Annotated in this window: 15 protein-coding genes; 10 read left to right on the top strand and 5 right to left on the bottom strand. The window is 71.9% G+C overall.

Translation table 11 applies throughout. The features are described 5' to 3' along the window. Positions 1 to 128: 128 nt before the first annotated feature. Positions 129 to 899 carry a hypothetical protein gene (locus AB0C76_RS35280; RefSeq protein ID WP_359973550.1) on the bottom strand — a complete coding sequence of 257 codons (771 nt, stop codon included), beginning with the start codon at positions 897 to 899 and terminating at the stop codon, positions 129 to 131. Further along, entirely contained in the window at positions 896 to 1,720 is an 825-nt protein-coding gene (locus tag AB0C76_RS35275) for a hypothetical protein (protein WP_359973549.1), read from the bottom strand. Before AB0C76_RS35275 ends, AB0C76_RS35280 begins: the two co-directional genes overlap by 4 nt. 189 nt (positions 1,721 to 1,909) lie before the next feature. On the opposite strand from AB0C76_RS35275, the gene AB0C76_RS35270 reads away from it, so the two are divergent. After that, positions 1,910 to 4,546 (top strand): valine--tRNA ligase, encoded by a 2,637-nt coding sequence (locus AB0C76_RS35270; protein ID WP_359973547.1) that lies wholly within the window; start codon positions 1,910 to 1,912, stop codon positions 4,544 to 4,546. 282 nt (positions 4,547 to 4,828) lie between these two features. Continuing rightward, positions 4,829 to 5,356, top strand: a complete 528-nt coding sequence (locus tag AB0C76_RS35265) for a hypothetical protein (RefSeq protein ID WP_329931159.1) — start codon at positions 4,829 to 4,831, stop codon at positions 5,354 to 5,356. A 37-nt stretch (positions 5,357 to 5,393) separates the two neighbouring features. On the opposite strand, the gene AB0C76_RS35260 is transcribed toward AB0C76_RS35265, so the two are convergent. Both AB0C76_RS35260 and AB0C76_RS35255 read right to left on the bottom strand, forming a co-directional pair. Then, a complete protein-coding gene (locus tag AB0C76_RS35260; RefSeq protein ID WP_359973545.1) occupies positions 5,394 to 6,926 on the bottom strand; it encodes a glycosyl hydrolase family 18 protein in 1,533 nt (510 codons plus the stop codon). Positions 6,927 to 7,078: 152 nt separating this feature from the next. After that, positions 7,079 to 8,122, bottom strand: coding sequence for a glycosyltransferase (locus tag AB0C76_RS35255; protein ID WP_359973544.1), 1,044 nt, complete (start codon positions 8,120 to 8,122; stop codon positions 7,079 to 7,081). Positions 8,123 to 8,408: 286 nt separating this feature from the next. Between AB0C76_RS35255 and AB0C76_RS35250 the strand changes: the two genes are divergently transcribed. The 8 genes from AB0C76_RS35250 to rodA all read left to right on the top strand — a co-directional run bounded on the left by AB0C76_RS35250 (position 8,409) and on the right by rodA (position 17,235). Continuing rightward, on the top strand, positions 8,409 to 9,800 hold the full coding sequence (locus tag AB0C76_RS35250; RefSeq protein WP_359973542.1) for a folylpolyglutamate synthase/dihydrofolate synthase family protein: 1,392 nt from the start codon (positions 8,409 to 8,411) through the stop codon (positions 9,798 to 9,800). Between the two features lie 2 nt (positions 9,801 to 9,802). Continuing rightward, positions 9,803 to 10,153: a DUF4233 domain-containing protein gene (locus AB0C76_RS35245; RefSeq protein ID WP_359973540.1), complete on the top strand. Its 351-nt coding sequence runs from the start codon at positions 9,803 to 9,805 to the stop codon at positions 10,151 to 10,153. 87 nt (positions 10,154 to 10,240) lie between these two features. Beyond that, the gene (gene ndk, locus AB0C76_RS35240; protein ID WP_359973538.1) at positions 10,241 to 10,654 is read left to right on the top strand and encodes a nucleoside-diphosphate kinase; all 414 of its coding nucleotides are present in this window, start codon (positions 10,241 to 10,243) and stop codon (positions 10,652 to 10,654) included. Positions 10,655 to 10,975: 321 nt separating this feature from the next. Next, positions 10,976 to 12,001 carry a rod shape-determining protein gene (locus tag AB0C76_RS35235; protein WP_329931217.1) on the top strand — a complete coding sequence of 342 codons (1,026 nt, stop codon included), beginning with the start codon at positions 10,976 to 10,978 and terminating at the stop codon, positions 11,999 to 12,001. 98 nt (positions 12,002 to 12,099) lie between these two features. After that, positions 12,100 to 13,062, top strand: coding sequence for a rod shape-determining protein MreC (gene mreC / locus AB0C76_RS35230; RefSeq protein ID WP_359973536.1), 963 nt, complete (start codon positions 12,100 to 12,102; stop codon positions 13,060 to 13,062). Between the two features lie 3 nt (positions 13,063 to 13,065). Continuing rightward, on the top strand, positions 13,066 to 13,707 hold the full coding sequence (gene mreD / locus AB0C76_RS35225; protein WP_359973534.1) for a rod shape-determining protein MreD: 642 nt from the start codon (positions 13,066 to 13,068) through the stop codon (positions 13,705 to 13,707). 58 nt (positions 13,708 to 13,765) lie between these two features. Beyond that, a complete protein-coding gene (gene mrdA / locus AB0C76_RS35220; protein WP_359973532.1) occupies positions 13,766 to 16,039 on the top strand; it encodes a penicillin-binding protein 2 in 2,274 nt (757 codons plus the stop codon). After that, positions 16,036 to 17,235: a rod shape-determining protein RodA gene (gene rodA, locus AB0C76_RS35215; RefSeq protein ID WP_359973530.1), complete on the top strand. Its 1,200-nt coding sequence runs from the start codon at positions 16,036 to 16,038 to the stop codon at positions 17,233 to 17,235. Before mrdA ends, rodA begins: the two co-directional genes overlap by 4 nt. Positions 17,236 to 17,319: 84 nt before the next feature. Here the strand turns inward: rodA and AB0C76_RS35210 are convergent, their stop codons facing one another. After that, entirely contained in the window at positions 17,320 to 18,615 is a 1,296-nt protein-coding gene (locus AB0C76_RS35210; RefSeq protein ID WP_359973528.1) for a M14 family zinc carboxypeptidase, read from the bottom strand. Positions 18,616 to 18,660: the final 45 nt, after the last annotated feature.

Below are 18,660 nucleotides of genomic sequence, written 5' to 3'. Positions count from 1 at the left end.
CGGTGAGCAGCGCCGAGCAGCCGAGTTCGTAGAGCACCTCGGCGCGGATGCCGTCGGCGGGCGGCCCCGCACCACGACGGTGCGGGGCCCTCTCGTTCGTTCGGAGGTCCGGTGGACGGGGCCTGGGGTTACTTCGGCACCTCGGCGACCGCGCGCAGGTCGCGGGTGTCGGCGGCGAGCTTGTCCACGTCCGGCTGGGTGCCGTCGTCGGCGCCCTTGAGCACCATCACGAGGCTGCTGCTGTCGGCCCAGGCGCACACGGCCATCTTGGTGTCGCCGTCCACGGACGTCCCGCACTCCATGGTGCCGCCCTTCGGACCGGGGTCGACCGCGTGCCGGTCGCTGACCTGCCCGCCCGAGCCGGAGAATCCCTGGAACATCTGGTCCAGCTCCTGCTTGGGCAGCAGGACCTTTCCGTACACGCCGACCGCGACCAGCTGCGGGTCGGAGTCGGCGTCCTGGTAGACCGCGGCGACGCCGGTGGGCTTCCAGTTGCCGTCGCCGTTGCCGATCTTGGACGTGATCTCGTCCTGGATCTTCTGGGTCGTGGTCGGGTCGTCGTTGGCCTTGAGGTCCTTGAAGGCCGTCGGCATCACGATCTTCTGGGTGCCCGCGTTGTTCGTCAGGTCGAAGACGAAGTACGCGAGCGCGCCGCCGCCGAGGAGCAGCACGCCGAAGACGCAGCCGAGGACGATCCACAGCGTCTTGTGCGACTTGCGGGGCGGGGGCGGCGGGTACATGCCGTACCCGGGGTAGCCGGCCTGGTCGGGCGCGGGGTAGCCGGGCGGCGGTGCCTGCGGCGGCACGGCGCCGTACGGCTGTCCGGCGGGCGGCGGCGGGGCGCCGTAGGGCTGGTTGGGAGGCGGCGGCGGGGCGCCGTACGGGCTCTGGTCGGTCACTTGGCCACCTTCATCGCGTCGCGGATGGCGCGGGTCTTCTCCGCGGCCTGGGCCGCGGAGAGCGGGGTCGGGGCGGTGCCGGTGATGCTGACGTGGTTGAAGCTGACGCGGCCGTAGGTGGACTTGTCGGCCCACACGCAGACGACGGGTCCGGGCTTGCCGATGATGCTGGTGGCGCCGCAGGCGAGCTTCGCGGCGGAGCTCGTGCTGTCGTTCGCGGGGTAGTCCGTCATCGGCGTGGTCCAGGTGATGCCGCCGCTGTCCTGCTTCGACTCCTGGATGATCTGGTCGGGGTTGTTCAGCTGCCCGTAGATGCCGATCACCGAGATCGTGTCGAGCGGGTCGGCGCCCTTGGTGTAGCTGGCGATCACGCCGGTGAGGTTCGAGCCGTACTTCGCGGACTCGGGCTTGTTGGGGTCGGCCGGCTTCTCGTCGGACGACTTCTTGACGTAGCCGTCCGGCAGCGACTGCGGGGCGGAGAGCTTGTAGTTGCCGCCCGAGGAGTCCTTGCCGCCGAGGACCTTCCACGCGGCGAAGCCGCCGCCGCCGAGCACGAGCGCGCCGATCACCAGGCCGACCACCAGGCCGCCCTTGCCCTTCTTCGGCGGCGGCGGGTACCCCGGCTGGCCGTACGGGGCCTGCGGAGGCACGCCGTAGGGCTGCTGGGGCGCTCCGTACTGCGGCTGGCCCTGCGGCGGGTAGCCGTACTGGGGCTGCGGCGCCCCGTACGGCTGCTGCGGCGGCTGCGGCGCGCCGTACGGGGGCTGTCCCCCGTAGGGCTGCGGCTGTCCCTGCGGATACTGCTGACCCTGGCCGTACATCTGTCTGTGCTCCCCCGCCGCACCCGCGGCCTGTCTGGTGTGGAATTGTTCCCGTGTACGTCCGGAAATCCGGACGATTGTCCGGGCACGGTACCGCACGCCGCCCACGGCCGCCCCGGTCGGGAGCGCGGTGTCCGCGGACCGAAAGCGGTTCGTAACCCGAGCCCACGGTTACGTAAACTGTGCGTCGTGACCGACACGACGAACCAGCGCCCCGTGAGCACCACCGGGGACGATGCGGCAACCCTCCCGACGACCTACACCCCCGCGGACGTAGAGGGTGAGCTGTACGAGCGCTGGGTAGAGCGTGGCTACTTCACCGCGGACGCCAAGAGCGACAAGCCCCCGTTCACGATCGTCATCCCCCCGCCGAACGTGACCGGCAGCCTGCACCTGGGCCACGCCTTCGAGCACACGCTGATCGACGCGCTGGTGCGCCGCAAGCGGATGCAGGGCTACGAGGCGCTCTGGCAGCCCGGTATGGACCACGCCGGCATCGCCACCCAGAACGTGGTCGAGCGCGAGCTCGCCAAGGAGGGCAAGTCCCGCGACGACCTGGGCCGCGAGGCCTTCGTCGAGCGCGTCTGGAAGTGGAAGGCGGAGTCCGGCGGCCAGATCTCCGGCCAGATGCGCCGCCTCGGCGACGGCGTGGACTGGTCGCGCGAGCGCTTCACCATGGACGAGGGACTCTCCCAGGCCGTCCAGACCATCTTCAAGAAGCTCTTCGACGACGAGCTGATCTACCGGGCCGAGCGCATCATCAACTGGTGCCCGCGCTGCCTGACCGCCATCTCGGACATCGAGGTGGAGTACCAGGACGACGACGGCGAGCTGGTCTCGATCCGCTACGGCGAGGGCGAGGACTCCATCGTCGTCGCCACCACGCGCGCCGAGACGATGCTGGGCGACACCGCGGTCGCCGTCCACCCCGAGGACGAGCGCTACAAGCACCTGGTCGGCACCGAGATCGAGCTGCCGCTCACCGGCCGCCGCATCCCGATCGTCGCCGACACCCACGTCGACCCGGAGTTCGGCACCGGCGCCGTCAAGGTGACGCCCGCGCACGACCCGAACGACTTCGAGATCGGCCAGCGCCACGGCCTGCCGAACATCGCCGTGATGGACGAGCACGCCGTCATCACCGTGCACGGCCCCTTCCTCGGCCTGGACCGCCTGGAGGCCCGTTCGGCGATCGTCGCCGCGCTGCGCGCCGAGGGCCGGATCGTCGCCGAGAAGCGCCCGTACGTCCACTCGGTCGGCCACTGCTCGCGCTGCAAGACCACCATCGAGCCGCGGCTTTCCATGCAGTGGTGGGTCAAGGTCGGCCCGCTGGCGAAGGCCGCCGGCGACGCGGTCCGCGACGGCAAGGTCAAGATCCACCCGCAGGAGATGGAGAAGCGCTACTTCGACTGGGTCGACAACCTGCACGACTGGTGCATCTCGCGCCAGCTGTGGTGGGGCCACCGCATCCCGGTCTGGTACGGCCCGAACGGCGAGGTCGTCTGCGTCGGACCCGACGAGCAGCCGCCCGCCGGCGAGGGCTGGCACCAGGACACCGACGTCCTGGACACCTGGTTCTCCTCCGGCCTGTGGCCGTTCTCGACGCTCGGCTGGCCGGAGCGGACGGAGAGCCTCGCGAAGTTCTACCCGAACTCCGTCCTGGTGACCGGCTACGACATCCTCTTCTTCTGGGTCGCCCGGATGATGATGTTCGGCCTCTACGCGATGGACGGCACCCCGCCGTTCCACACCATCGCGCTGCACGGCATGGTCCGTGACCAGAACGGCAAGAAGATGTCGAAGTCCTTCGGCAACGTGGTCAACCCGCTGGACTGGATGGACAAGTACGGCTCCGACGCGCTGCGCTTCACGCTCGCGCGCGGTGCCAACCCCGGCGTCGACGTGCCGATCGGCGAGGACTGGGTCCAGGCGGCCCGCAACTTCGCCAACAAGATCTGGAACGCGACCCGCTTCGCGCTGATGAACGGTGCCACCGTCGAGGGCCCGCTGCCCGCGCCGGAGGAGCTGACCGCGAGCGACCGCTGGATCCTGTCGCGTCTGAACAGCACCGTCGCCGAGGTGGACGGGCTGTACGAGGACTACCAGTTCTCCAAGCTGTCCGAGGCGCTGTACCACTTCGCCTGGGACGAGGTCTTCGACTGGTACGTCGAGCTCTCCAAGACCACCCTGGCCAAGGGCGGCCCGCAGGCCGACGCCGCGCGCCGGGTGCTCGGCGAGGTCCTGGACGTCACGCTGCGCCTGCTGCACCCGATCGTGCCCTTCGTCACCGAGACGCTGTGGACCACGCTCACCGGCGCCGAGTCGGTCGTCATCGCCGACTGGCCGCAGGACAGCGGCTTCCGCGACGCCGCTGCCGAGGCGGAGATCGCCACGCTGCAGCAGGTCGTCACCGAGGTCCGCCGGTTCCGCACCGACCAGGGCCTCAAGCCGGGCCAGCGCGTCCCGGCCGCCCTGGAGCTGGACGGCACCGCGCTGGCCGCCCACGAGGACGCGATCCGCTCGCTGCTGCGGCTGACCGCCCCCGAGGAGGGTTTCGCGGCCACCGCCTCGCTCCCGGTCGCCGGTGCCACCGTGGCGCTGGACCTCTCCGGCACCATCGACGTCGCGGCGGAGCGCAAGCGCCTCGCCAAGGACCTCGCGGCGGCCGAGAAGGAGAAGGCCCAGACCACCGGCAAGCTCGGCAACGAGGCGTTCCTCGCCAAGGCACCGGACGACGTGGTCGCCAAGATCCGGACCCGCCTGGAGGCCGCCGAGGCCGACATCGCCCGGATCACCGCCCAGCTCGCGGCGCTGCCGCAGGGCTGAGCCGCCCCGCCGGCCCACGACGAGGGGCCGTATTCCGCGACCAGCGGAGTACGGCCCCTCCGTCGTTTACACCGAATAGCCCAGCAACATTGCTCCCTTCCGGCGAATATTCATCCTGGACCGGGTAAGGTCCTATTCCGCTCGAATTCATTCCGGTCTTGCCAGCGCGGGTTCTCGGAAGTTTGCAGGTCGGATGTGTACGGTGTGCTCTGAGTTTGCGCGGTGCGCTCCTGCGGGCTTCTGCCGGGCGTTTCGCTGAGCCAACGGACGGGAGGGCATGGCGTGGTGGTGACCGAAGAGTTGGTCGACGAACTTCCTGCCGAGGCGGTCGAGGAGGCCAAGGCCAGGGCGGCGACGCTGCTGCTCGCGTTCCGGCACGGCAACCAGCTCGCGTTCGACCACGAGCTCGACGTGCTGTTCGCGGAGCACGCCGAGCGCGAGGTGACGACCCTGCTCGCCTGGATCGCCGCGGAGGCGGTCCGCAAGGCCTACGCCCCCGCGGTCGGCGACAAGGTGCTGCGCGCGATGGCCCGGCGCGCCCCGGCCGACGCGGGCGCGGTCTGCGTCGACGAGGAGACCGCCGACGCCGCCCGGCTGATCGAGGCCGTGGCCGTCGGGGACGTGGCGGAGGTCCGCGGCCTGGTCGCCGCCAACGCCGACACCACCTTCCTGCTCGGCGGCCTGCTGCAGGGCGTCGCGATGATGCTGCCGTTCCTGCCCGAGGGCGAACTCGGCGAGATCACCGCCGAGTTGCGCCGCCGGCACGGCGGCGGTGCGGCGCACGTGCCGGAGGCCCGGGCCGGGGTCTGAGCCGGGGCCGGCTCCGGCACGGGCTTCCGGGCCGGGGTCACGGCATGGCGTGCAGGTGCGCGCCGATGGTGTTCGCGACCGGACTGCCCGCCGAGGCGTCCCAGTTGGTCGACCAGGTCATCGCCCCGCCGATCCCCGGCCAGGTGGTGGCGGGCCGGTAGCTGCCGCAGTCGGTGCCGGCGGCGAGGCAGTCCAGCGCGTCGTCGACGACGCCCGCGCTCACGTACCCGCCGCCCGCGGCGCTGGTCGAGGCCGGCACCCCGAGCCCGACCTGGTCGGGCCGCAGTCCGCCCTGGAGCTGGATGCAGGCGAGCGCGGTCAGGAAGTTCTCGGTGCCCTGCGCGTACACGTTGCCGTCGCAGCCGTTCATCGTGCCGGAGTTGTAGTACTGCATGTTGACGATGGTGAGGACGTCCTTCACGTTCAGCGCCAGCTTGAAGTACTCCATGCCGGTCGACTGCATGTCGATGGTCTGCGGCGCCATGGTCAGGACGAACCCGCTGCCGGCCTTGGCCGCGACCGCGTGCAGCGCCTGGCCCAGGTACGTCGCGTTGACGCCGTTCTCCAGGTCGATGTCGATCCCGTCGAAGCCGTAGGTCTGCATCAGCGACCACGCGGAGCTCGCGAAGTTCGCCGCCGACGCCGGGTCGGCCACCGACACCGTGCCGTTCTGCCCGCCGACCGAGAGCACGACCCGCTTGCCGGCCGCCCGCTTGGCCGCGATGTCGGCCTTGAACCGGGCGTCGGTGTAGCCGCCGAGGCGCGAGGACAGGGCCGGGTCGAGGGTGAAGCTCAGTGCGCCCGGCGTGGTGGTGGCGTCGGCGAAGGCGACCGCGATGATGTCGTACGCGGCCGGGACGTCGCTGATGCGCTGGACGGCGGCGCCGTTGTCGAAGTTCTGCCAGTAGCCGGTGAGCAGGTGTCCGGGCAGGCCCGGCGGCTTGGTCGGGGTGCCGGTCGGGGTGCCCGTCGCGGTTGGGGTCGCGGTCGCCGTGGCGGTCGGGCTCGGGGACGAAGGGGGCGTCGGGCTCTGCGACGGCTGCGGGCCGCCGGGGCCCACCAGTGACACGTCGTCGGCCAGGAACGCCGCCTGCCCGTACCAGCCGTGCAGGTAGACGGTGACGCTCGTGGTGGTCGGGCCGGTGGTGAAGCCGGTGCTGAGCTGTGCCCAGCCCGCCGACGTCGTCCAGGTGCTGGGGTCGGTGCCGCCGGTGCCGCGGGCGCCGAGGTAGACGTACGAGCCCTGCACCCAGGAGCTCAGCGTGTACGCCGATGAGGGCTTCACGGCGACGGTCTGCGTGCACTCGCCGGTGTCGCCCGCGCCCGGGGTGGACCGCAGCGCGAACGAGCCGGAGCGGACGGTCGCGCTCTGGACGGTGCCGCCGGTGCAGGACCAGCCGGTGAGGGCACCGGCCTCGAAGCCGCCGTTGGTGATCAGGTCGACGTCCGCGGCGCGGGCGCCGGTGCCGGTGACGAGGACGAGTCCGCTCAGGCCCAGCGCGATCGCGCCGGCCCCGGCGAGCAGGGTGCGGACGGCGCGCGGGCGCCGCCGGTGTCGGGCAGGTGGCATGACTCCATCTCCTGTGGGGGAGGCCCGGCGGCGTGCTGTGGGGGTGCCGCCGTCCGGGGTGTCGATGGTGCGCGTGCGGGAGCTACCGACAACTCAAGTCCCGGTCGGGAACGGAGACTTGCCTCACAAGGTGGAGTAGACCAATTCGGCTGTCAAGCCCGGCCGGCGATCGGCGTCACGCCGCCCCTGGCCGGCGACGCCCTCGGGCCGGGCGAACTTCGCGATCCGGGCGGTGAGTTCGGCGATGCGTGCCGAGGCCGGGCCGTCGCCGTAGGGGCTCGGGGTGGCGGCGAGCCGGGCCAGCCGCTCTGCATGTTGCCCTGGGCCCAGCGGGTGCGCTGGGTGAGGAAGCGGCGCGGCGAGACCAGGGCCTCCTGGGAGACCTGGGCCTCGGTGACGCGGGTCAGGCGCCACCCTGCCAGGCGCAGGTCGAGGCCGGACTCGTAGTCCTCCAGCAGGGCGCGCTCGGGCCAGGGCCGGCCGGCCCGGCCCTCCTCGGCGGTGAGCGAGTCGAGGGCGGTGAGGCGCACGAACTGGCCGTTGCCGCCGAGGCCGACGCTGCCGGTGCGCCGGCGCAGCAGCTGCATGCCGGCGTTGTTGGCCTGGAACCCGACGTCCTGCATCCGTACGAGCGCGCGGGCGAACGCGTTGGCGGTGCGGCCGCGGCCGGGCAGCGGGAGCTCGTGGTCGGCGTTGCCCATCCGCACGCCGATCTGGACGGCGCCGGTGTCGGGGCGGCCGAGTGCCCTGTCGCTGCACACCTGCGCGAGGGTGCCGGCGCCGAGCTGTCCGTCGGCGTCGACGACGCCGATCACCACGCGGGAGCGGTCGGCGTCCTCGGGCAGCCGGGCGGAGATCTCGCGGTAGGCGGCGTTGAGGGCGGCGCCCTTGCCGATCCGCGCGTGCGGGCGGCGGCGCTGGACGAGGTGGACGCGGTCGTCGTGGGCCGTGGCGGCCAGGACGAGCTCGCGGGTGGCGTCCTCGCTGTCGTCGTCGACGACCCACAGGTGCGCCTCGGGCGCGGAGGTGCGCAGGCCGGCCGGGGTCTGGGCGACCACGGCCTCCTCGTCGCGGCAGGGGATGACCAGGTGCCGCTGGAAGGCGGCGGGGTCGCCGGGCTCGGCGGGGCGGTTGCGCCTGAAGGCGTGGCGGGAGCCGGCCCAGTAGACCAGGAAGCGGCCGAACACCAGGACCATGTAGGCGACGAGCAGCAGTGAGATCAGTCCGGCGAACCGGACGATCGTGTCGTGCCGGAGGGCGATCCAGTCGTGCAGGCGTCGGGCATGGCGCGGCGCTCCCGATGATCAAAGGCAATTGGCTCCCTGGAGATGCGAATCGATGGTTAATTGCGGTAAAAATTCGCTGAATCGATAGCAAGGGGGGTGAACTGGGAACCGTGGGCCAAGACCGGGCAAAGTGGTCGTTCTCACCCCGGCCCTCACCCTGTGAGGACGGGCCGCCGACCCTCCGTAGACTGTGGTCGTGAGCGACAAGGCCGACCCGAACCCGTACACCCTCCGCCCCGCCGACGGCGGCACCGGCGACGCCCTGCGCGACGTCGAGGTCGAGCTGTCCAAGCGCTGGCCGGAGAACAAGCTGGAGCCCTCGCTCGACCGGATCGAGGCGCTGATGGACATCCTGGGCCAGCCCCAGCGGTCCTTCCCCTCCATCCACATCACCGGCACCAACGGCAAGACCTCCACCGCCCGGATGATCGAGCAGCTGCTCAACGCCTTCGAGCTGCGCACGGGCCGCTACACCAGCCCGCACGTGGAGACCGTCACCGAGCGCATCAGCCTGGACGGCGCCCCGATCGCCCCGGAGCGCTTCGTCGAGGTGTACCGCGACATCGCGCCCTACGTGGAGATGGTCGACGCGCAGCAGCCGGTGCCGATGTCCTTCTTCGAGGTGCTGACCGGCATGGCCTACGCCGCCTTCGCCGACGCCCCGGTGGACGTCGCCGTGGTCGAGGTCGGCATGGGCGGCTCCTGGGACGCCACCAACGTCATCGACGCCGCCGTCGCGGTGATCACCCCGATCGGGCTGGACCACACCGACAAGCTCGGCGGGACCACCGGCGAGATCGCGGTCGAGAAGTCCGGGATCATCAAGTCCGGCGCCGTCGCCGTGGTCGCCCAGCAGCAGCTGGACGCCGCCCAGGTCATCCTGCGCCGGGCCGTCGAGGTGGACGCCACGGTCGCCCGCGAGGGCATGGAGTTCGGCGTGATCCGCCGTGAACTCGCCGTCGGCGGACAGCTGGTGACGCTGCGCGGGCTCGGCGGCGAGGAGTACGAGGACGTCTTCATCCCACTGCACGGCGAGTACCAGGCGCACAACGCGGCGCTGGCGCTGGCCGCGGTCGAGGCCTTCTTCGGCGTCGGCGGTGCCCGTGGCGGGCAGCTCGACGTGGACAAGATCCGCCAGGCCTTCTCCGGCGTCTCCTCGCCGGGCCGCCTGGAGATCGTCCGCCGCAGCCCCACGATCATCCTGGACGCCGCGCACAACCCGCACGGCGCCCGCGCCACCGTCGCCGCGATCACCGAGTCCTTCGGCTTCACCCGCCTGGTCGGTGTGATCGGCACCTCCGGCGACAAGGACGTGGCCGGCGTGCTGGAGGCCTTCGAGCCGATCCTCGCCGAGGTCGTCATCACCCAGAACTCCACCCACCGGGCGATGGACGTCGACGCGCTGGCGGCGCTCGCCGTCGAGGTCTTCGGCGAGGACCGCGTCCAGGTCGAGCCCCGCCTCGACGACGCGATCGCCGCCGCCGTCACCCTCGCCGAGGAGGAGGGCGACCTCGGCGGCGCCGGGGTCCTGGTCACCGGTTCGGTCATCACGGTGGGCGAGGCCCGCCTGCTGCTCGGGAGGAAGTGAAGATGAGGACGCTCTGCTCCTCGACGCTGATCGGCGAGGCGCTGCTGATCATGTTCGCGGCGCTGGTCGCGATGCGGCTCTCCAGCGTCTCGACGGCCGCGGTCTGGATCGTCAGCGGCATCGCCATGGCGCTGTGCATCGCGCTGTGCGGCATGATCAACCGGCCCGGTGCGGTGGCGCTCGGCTGGGCGCTGCAGGTCGGCCTGATCGCCAGCGGCTTCGTCCTGCCGACGATGTTCGGCCTCGGCGTGGTCTTCGCCGCCCTGTGGTGGTGCTCGGTGCACTACGGCCGCAAGGTGGACGAGTTCAAGGCCGCCCGCGCCGCCGCCTTCGCGGCCGCCGCGGAGGCCTAGACCAGCGCAACCGGCGGGTCGTTCACGCAAGGTAACCTCTGCCGTACCGCATACCGTATGCCGAACCGATTCCCCAGGAGACGCACCGTGTCCCAGCGCACTCTCGTCCTGCTCAAGCCCGACGCCGTCCGCCGCGGCCTGGCGGGCGAGATCATCAGCCGCATCGAGCGCAAGGCCGGCTGGCAGCTCGTCGCCGTCGAACTGCGCACCTTCGACCGGGCGACGCTGGAGCAGCACTACGCGGAGCACGTCGGCCGCCCGTTCTACGAGCCGCTGCTGGAGTTCATGACCTCCGGCCCGTCGATCGCCCTGATCGTCGAGGGCGAGGACGTCGTCCCGGGCATCCGCATGCTGGCCGGCGCCACCAACCCGCTGGAGGCCGGCGCCGGCACCATCCGCGGCGACTACGCGACGATCACCCGCGAGAACCTGATCCACGCCTCCGACTCGCCCGAGTCCGCGGAGCGCGAGATCAAGATCTTCTTCCCGGCGCACGCCTGAGCCGGCCCGGGCGACACACCCGGAGGACCTAAGGACTGCCCCGGTCGGGACCATTGGCCCGGCCGGGGCATTCTTATCGTGAAATAGGGAACTGGGAGTGCCGACACGGCGTCCCAATCCTCGGAGAAGCGATCACGCTCCGGACAATGGACGGCATGCCCCGCGTCCACGTCCGTACCGCGAGGCGTGACTACGATGGACGCGACTCAAGGGCCCGGTAAGGCAGCTCAGCTGGTCTCCGCCCAAGCGTGGGCGCACGCAGTCGTCCACCCCTCATGAACTCCGAGCCCGGGAAGGCACCTACACCCCATGGCGAGCAACCTGTCGTTCATCGGCCGCGACTTGGCGATCGACCTCGGAACTGCCAACACGCTGGTGTACGTCAGGGGCAAGGGGATCGTGCTCAACGAGCCGTCCGTCGTCGCGGTGAACACCAACACCGGCGGCATCCTCGCGGTCGGCGCCGAGGCCAAGAAGATGATCGGCCGCACCCCGGGCAACATCGTCGCCATCCGCCCGCTCAAGGACGGCGTGATCGCCGACTTCGAGATCACCGAGCGGATGCTCCGCTACTTCATCCTCAAGATCCACCGCCGCCGCTACCTCGCCCGCCCCCGCGTCGTCGTCTGCGTGCCCTCCGGCATCACCGGCGTCGAGCGCCGCGCCGTCATCGAGGCCTCCTCCCAGGCCGGCGCGCGCCAGGTGCACATCATCGAGGAGCCCATGGCCGCCGCCATCGGCGCCGGACTGCCCGTCCACGAGGCCACCGGCAACATGGTCGTCGACATCGGCGGCGGCACCACCGAGGTCGCCGTCATCTCCCTCGGCGGCATCGTCACCGCCCAGTCCATCCGGGTCGCCGGCGACGAGCTCGACAACGCGATCGTCCAGCACATCAAGAAGGAGTACTCGCTGCTCCTCGGCGAGCGCAGCGCCGAACAGATCAAGATGAGCATCGGCAGCGCCTACGGCCTGGAGGGCGAGAAGGACGAGCACGCCGAGATCCGCGGCCGCGACCTCGTCAGCGGCCTGCCCAAGACCGTCGTCATCTCCGCCGCCGAGGTCCGCGAGGCCATCGACGAGCCGGTCAACTCGATCATCGACGCGGTCAAGACCACCCTCGACCAGTGCCCGCCCGAGCTCGCCGGCGACGTCATGGACCGCGGCATCGTGCTCACCGGCGGCGGCGCCCTGCTGCGCGGCCTCGACGAGCGGCTGCGCCGCGAGACCGGCATGCCGATCCACATCGCCGAGAACCCGCTCGACTCGGTGGCGCTCGGCTCCGGCAAGTGCGTCGAGGAGTTCGAGGCGCTCCAGCAGGTACTCGACGCGCAGCCGCGCCGTTAGCACCGACGACACATCCGACACTCAACTGAACGGGCCGCCGCCGCCCGGGCCCCACAGCCCCGGCGGCCGGCCAGGTACGAAGGGGCAGTACCAGCACCGTGAGGGACACACGAGAGAGCCGGCTGCTGCTCATCCTGCTGGTGGCGGTCGCCTTCGCGCTCATCACCGTGGACATCAAGGGCGGTGAGAGCTCCCCGCTCGGCGGTGCCAGGCGCGCCGCCGCCGGAGTCCTCGGCCCGGTCGAGCGCGGCGCATCCACCCTCGTCGACCCGGTCGCCAACACCGTCCGGGCCTTCCGCGACGCCGCCACCAACAGCGGCCGCACCGACCAGCTCGCCCGCGAGAACACCGAACTGCGGCAGAAACTCGCCTCCTCCGACATGGCCGCCGGCCGCACCAAGCAGCTCGACGACCTGCTGCGCACCGCCGGCGCCGGCGGATACACCGTCAAGGCCGCCCAGGTCATCGCGATCGGCCCGGCCCAGGGCTTCTCCTGGACCATCACCATCGACGCCGGCAGCGACGACGGCCTCACCCGCGACATGACCGTCATCAACGGCCAGGGCCTGGTCGGCCGGATCACCACCGTCGCCCCCACCACCGCGACCGTCCTGCTCGCCTCCGACCCCGGCTTCACCGCCGGCGCCCGGCTGGAGGGCAGCGGGGAGATCGGCTTCGCCTCCGGCGGCGGCGACAGCCCGATGAAGGTCTCCCTGCTCAACGGGAAGGCGCAGGTCAAGGCCGGCGACCGGCTGGTCACCTTCGGCTCGCAGAGCGGCCGCCCGTTCGTGCCCGGCGTCCCGGTCGGCAAGGTCGTCGAGGTCCAGGCCAACGCCGGCCAGCTGACCAAGACCGTCCTGGTCGAGCCGTTCGTCCAGTTCACCCGGCTGGACCTGGTCGGCGTCGTCGTCGTGCCGCCGCGCACCGACCCGCGCGACGGCGTGCTGCCGCCCGCGACGGCACCCGGCCAGAGCCAGGCCCCGGCCGCTCCCGCCGCACCGGCGGCGCCCGCCACCACGGCTCCCGTCGCACCGCCCGCCAAGCCCACTGGGGGGAACTGAGCCATGCGCCTCGCCCGCATCCCCGTCTCCGCCGTCCTGATCCTGTTCGGCCTGATCCTCCAGGTCAGCGTCTTCGGACGGCTCCAGCTCCCCGGAGCCACCCCGGACATACTGCTGCTCGTCGTCGTCGGCCTCGCCATGGTCTACGGGCCCACCGGCGGCTGCGTCGTCGGCTTCTGCGCCGGACTGCTCGCCGACCTCGCGCCGCCGTCCGACCACGCGATCGGCCGCTACGCGCTCGTGCTCTGCCTGATGGGCTACGCCGCCGGACTGCTGCGCCCGGAGCACGGCCGCCAGCGGTCCGTTTCCAGCGCGCTGCTGGTCGTCGCGGCCGCGGCCGTCGCCTCCACCGTGCTGTACGCGATGGTCGGCGCGCTGGTCGGCGACACCGCGGCCCGGCACGTCGGGCTCGGCGGCCTGGTGATCAGCGCCCTGCTGTACGACCTGCTGCTGGCACCGTTCGTCGTGCCGCTGGTGATGCTGCTCGGCCGCCGCTTCGGCCGCGACCCGGTGACCGCCGCCAGCGACGACGACGACGGCGGCCCCGGCCTGGGCACGCTGGCCCGCTACCGCACCACCCGTGAGGTCTCGGCGGGCCCCGGCTACAAGAAGCGGCGCGTGCCCGGCTTCGCCCGGCGCCCGTAACCCCGCCCCCCGCGGCCCCCGACCTCCCGACCCTCCCGCACCCTGGAGCGCACGAGACGTGAGCAACATCCCCGAGACCGGCCGAACCCGGCGGGTGACGATCCGTCTGGTGGTGCTGCAGATCCTGGTGCTGTCGCTGCTCGCCACCCTCGGCGGGCGGCTGTGGTACCTGCAGATCCGCAACGCCAGCGTCTACACCGCCAAGGCGACCGGCAACCACATCCGCGAAGTGGTCGAGCCCGCCGTGCGCGGCGAGATCCTGGACGCCTCCGGGCGGATCCTGGCCGGCAACGAGACCCGCCTGGTGGTCTCCGTCAGCCGCACCTCGCTGCTCCAGCAGAAGGACGGCGGCAAGGCGGCGCTCACCCGGCTCGCCGACGTGCTCGGCATGCCGGCCAAGGACGTGCAGGAGAAGGTCCGGCTCTGCGACGCCAAGACGCCGCAGCCCTGCTGGAACGGCTCGCCCTACCAGCCGATCCCGGTCACCAAGGAGGCGACCACCCAGCAGGCGATGCAGATAATGGAGCGCCGCGAGGACTTCCCCGGCATCACCGCGCAGCCCACCGCCGTCCGGCGCTACACCGGCGCCGAGGGCGCCAACATGGCCCAGGTGCTCGGCTACCTCTCGCCCGTCACCGACGACGAGGTCAGCAAGACCGCCGACAAGACCGGCCTGGACCGCTACCTGCCGGCCGACCAGATCGGCCGGGCCGGCCTGGAGTCGGTCTACGACCGCGACCTGCGCGGCACCGCCGGCGTCACCAAGCTGGAGGTGGACAACCTCGGCCGGGTGATCGGCACCGCCGGCACGGTGGCCCCGCAGACCGGCAACAACCTGGTCACCAGCATCGACGCCCGGGTGCAGAAGGTCGTCGAGGACAACCTGGCGCAGGCCATGAACGACGCCAGGAACACCTTCGACAAGGTCACCAACCGCAACTACGAGGCCGACTCCGGCGCCGCCGTCGTGATGGACGTGCACACCGGCCGGATCGTCGCCATGGCGAGCGCCCCGACCTACGACCCCAACCTCTGGGTGGGCGGCATCAGCGGCAAGGACTACCAGTCGCTGACCAGCAAGGACTCCAACTTCCCGCTGCTGAACCGGGCCATACAGGGTCAGTCCGCCCCCGGCTCGACCTTCAAGGTCGTCTCCACCACCGCCGCGGTGCAGGCCGGCTACTCGCTCGACGGCCGGTACGACTGCCCGAAGTCCATGACCATCGGCGGCCGCGAGTTCAAGAACTTCGAGAGCGAGAACTTCGGCGCGATCTCCCTGGAGAAGGCGCTGGAGGTCTCCTGCGACACCGTCTTCTACGGCCTGGCGTACGACCAGTGGATGAAGGACGGCGGCATCAAGCCGAAGAAGGACCCGGGTGACTGGTTCTTCAAGACCGCCCACGAGTTCGGCCTCGGCGCCAAGACCGGCATCGACCTGCCGGCCGAGGTCCCCGGCCGGGTGCCGGACCGGCAGTGGAAGCAGTCCTTCTACGACAACAACAAGGACGCCTGGTGCGCGCAGGCGCAGAAGGGCGGCAACAGCTTCTCCGACCAGATCGCCCGGGAGAACTGCGTCGACGGCTACCAGATGCGCGCCGGTGACGCCGTCAACTTCGCGATCGGCCAGGGCGACACCCTCGTCACCCCGGTCCAGATGGCCCGGATCTACTCGGCGCTGGCCAACGGCGGCACCTTCTACCGGCCGACCGTCGCCAAGGCGGTGATAAGCCCGGGCGGGGACCTCGTCCGCGAGATCGCCCCGCACGAGGACGCCAAGTTCCCCGGCGACCAGAAGCTCCTCGGCTACATCGACCAGGCCACCGCGGGCGTCATCACCAGCGGCACCGCGGCCTGGAAGTTCGCCGGGGCCGGCTGGCCGCAGGGCAAGATCGAGCTGCACGCCAAGACCGGCACCGCCGAGGTCGAGGGCAAGCAGACCACCTCGTGGCTCACCACGTACAGCAAGGACTACGCGGTCGTCATGACGATCAGCCAGGGCGGCACCGGTTCCGGCGGTTCCGGTGACGCGATCCGCCGGATCTACCAGGCGCTGTACGGCGTGGACGACAAGGGCAACGTCGACAACGGCAAGGCTCTGCTGCCCGCACCGCAGGCCGAGCTGCCGAAGTTCAACCCGGACGGCACCGCGATCATCAAGCCGGCCGCGTACACCGTCGAGGACCCGTCCGGCCCCGCCGACCCGGGCGTGACCGGCGGCTCCCCGCGGGTCTTCCTCGACCCGGCGCCGCCGGCCGGCCCGGCGACGCCCCTGCTCACCGCGGCCGGCGCCGCGCTCGAACCGCTGCGCGGCGCGGGAAGGGGACGGGCATGACCTCGTACGGCTCGTACCGGCAGCTGCGGCTCTCGCCGCAGCGCACCGGGGTGTCCAAGGCCCTCGCCAAGGACTCGCCGCTGTGGCGGCTCGACTGGATACTGCTGCTGGCCGCGCTGACCCTCTCGCTGGGCAGCTCGCTGCTGGTGTGGTCGGCCACCCGCGGGCGGGACTCGCTGACCCACGGGGACCCGCAGTACTTCCTCTACCGGCACCTCACCAACGTCGTCGTCGGGCTCGTGCTGTGCGCCGTCGTGATAGGGATAGGGAGCCGACGCTTCCGCACCCTCGTGCCCTTCGTCTACGTCGCCGTGATCCTGCTGCTGATGGCCACGCTGAGCCCGATCGGTTCGACCATCAACGGCGCGCACTCGTGGATCCAGCTCGGCGGCGGCTTCTCCGTCCAGCCGGCCGAGTTCGCGAAGCTCGGGATCGTGCTGGCGATGGCGGTCGTGCTGTCGGACCAGGTGGACGCGGGGGAACGGGCGTTCCCCTCGCACCGGGCGGTCTTCCGGGGCCTGATCTGGGCGTGCCTGCCGATGGGCCTCGTGCTGCTGATGCCGGACGCCGGGTCGGTCATGGTGATGTCCGCGATCGTGCTGGGCATCCTGCTCGGCTCGGGCGCGGCCAACCGCTGGGTCCTCGGGCTGCTGGTCCTGGGCACCGCGGGATCCCTCGCGGTCTGGAAGTTCGGGCTGCTGAGCAAGTACCAGATCGACCGCTTCGCCGCGTTCGCCAACCCGCAGCTCGACCCCTCCGGCGTCGGCTACAACACCGCGCAGGCCCGGATCGCGATCGGCTCGGGCGGGCTCACCGGCAAGGGGCTGTTCCACGGGACGCAGACCATAGGACAGTTCGTGCCGGAGCAGCAGACCGACTTCGTGTTCACGGTGGCCGGCGAGGAACTGGGCTTCGTCGGGGCGCTGGCGATCATCCTGCTGGTCGGCGTCGTGCTGTGGCGGGCCTGCCGGATCGCGCGGCAGGCGACCGACCTGTACGGGACGATCGTCGCGGCGGGCGTCATCGCGTGGTTGTCGTTCCAGGCGTTCGAGAACATCGGGATGTGCCTGGGCATCATGCCGGTGGCGGGCATCCCGCTGCCGTTCGTGTCGTACGGCGGTTCGTCGATGTTCGCGGTGTGGATGGCCATAGGGCTGCTCCAGGCGGTGCGCAGCCAGCGGCCGATAGCGGCGTGAGAGCGAGTCCTTGAGTCGAGGGCCGGTCCGGGAGCGAATCCCGGGCCGGCCCTCGGCCTCTCCATGGGGCTCGGCGGTCGAGGGTCAGCCGAGCAGGCACTCGGCGGCGGCGAGGGCGGCGCGGGTCTGGTGGGCCACCTGCTGCTCGACCGGCACCCAGCGGGCGCCGAAGCGGTGGCGCAGCTGGTTCAGGCTCTCGGTGACGATGGCGCGGGCGCGCTCGCGGCCGGCCTCCGCGCCCGGTCCGCGGACGTCGGCCAGCAGCCGCAGCAGCATCGACGCGACGCGCAGCGGTACCCGGGCGGCGACGATCGCGGCGGTCGTCACCCGGGAGACCGTGAGCGGCTCCGCGCACCAGCGCTCCAGCCACTCGTCCGCGACCGACGGGCAGACCGCCAGGTTGAAGTCGGCGGCGCGCACCAGCGGGCCGTGCACGGCGCGGGCGTGTGCGGGGACGCGGGCGAGCAGTCCGGAGAGTTCCTCGGCGCGGTCGCGCAGGGTGCGGGCGGCGGCGGTGACGGCGGGGCCGACGGCGGGGTGGGGGCGTGGGTCGGCGACGGCGTCGACGGACCACATGGGGACTTCGAGGACGGCGGTGGCACCGCCGTGGCGGGTGGCGTAGGACCAGGTGGAGAGTTCGGGTTCGTCGGGCAGGGCGCGGGTGGCGGCGCCGCTGCCGGGTGTGGGCATGAGGTAGGTACCGGGGGCGGGGCTGGCCCATCCGATGGCGTCGAAGGAGTCGATGTCGAGGGGGAGGCCGGCGCGGTCGGCGGAGCGGGCGAAGCGTTCGGGCAGGCCGGGGACGGGGCGGGTGAGCTGGACGAAGGCGCCGCCGAAGTCGACGCCGTGCAGGGAGCACTGGAGGAAGGGGCGCAGTTCGTCGATGAGCGCGGTGAGGGCGAGGCTTTCGGGCATGGGGCGGCGGCCGGTGGCGGGGGAGGGGAGGAGTTCGGGCTGTTCCTCGAAGGAGGGGCGGAAGAAGTGCTGGTAGTGGCGGCGCATGGTGAGGGGGCCGTCGAGCCAGCCGGCGTTGAGGGCGGCGCCGTCGGGGTCGAGGCACAGCAGGAGGTGCCAGGAGAGGCCGGGGCGGGCGGGGGAGGCGAGGAGGAGTTCGGCGAGGCGGACGGCGGTGGCGGTGCCCACGGGTTCGTTGGGGTGGGGGCCGCCGACGGCCAGGACGGTGTGCGGGCCGCGGTCGACGGAGAGCAGCAGCAGGGGCCGTCCGGCGCGGGAGCGGCCCACCTCGCGCAGCCGGCAGCGGTCGGGGTGGCTGCGGGCCAGCCGCCGGGCCGCGGCCTCGGCGCCGGCCACCGTCGGGTAGCGGGCCGGCGTCACGTCGAGGGACCGGGGCGGACGGACCCGGTGGCCGGTGTCGGTCATGCTTCTCCTTGCCCCCGGGCGTGGGCCGCCGGGGCGCGGAGGGGT

The organism is Kitasatospora sp. NPDC048722, assembly GCF_040650235.1.
Classification (GTDB): Bacteria; Actinomycetota; Actinomycetes; order Streptomycetales; family Streptomycetaceae; genus Kitasatospora.
The sequence above is the reverse complement of the archived record's forward strand: the minus strand, read 5'-3'. Positions and strand labels throughout refer to the sequence as shown.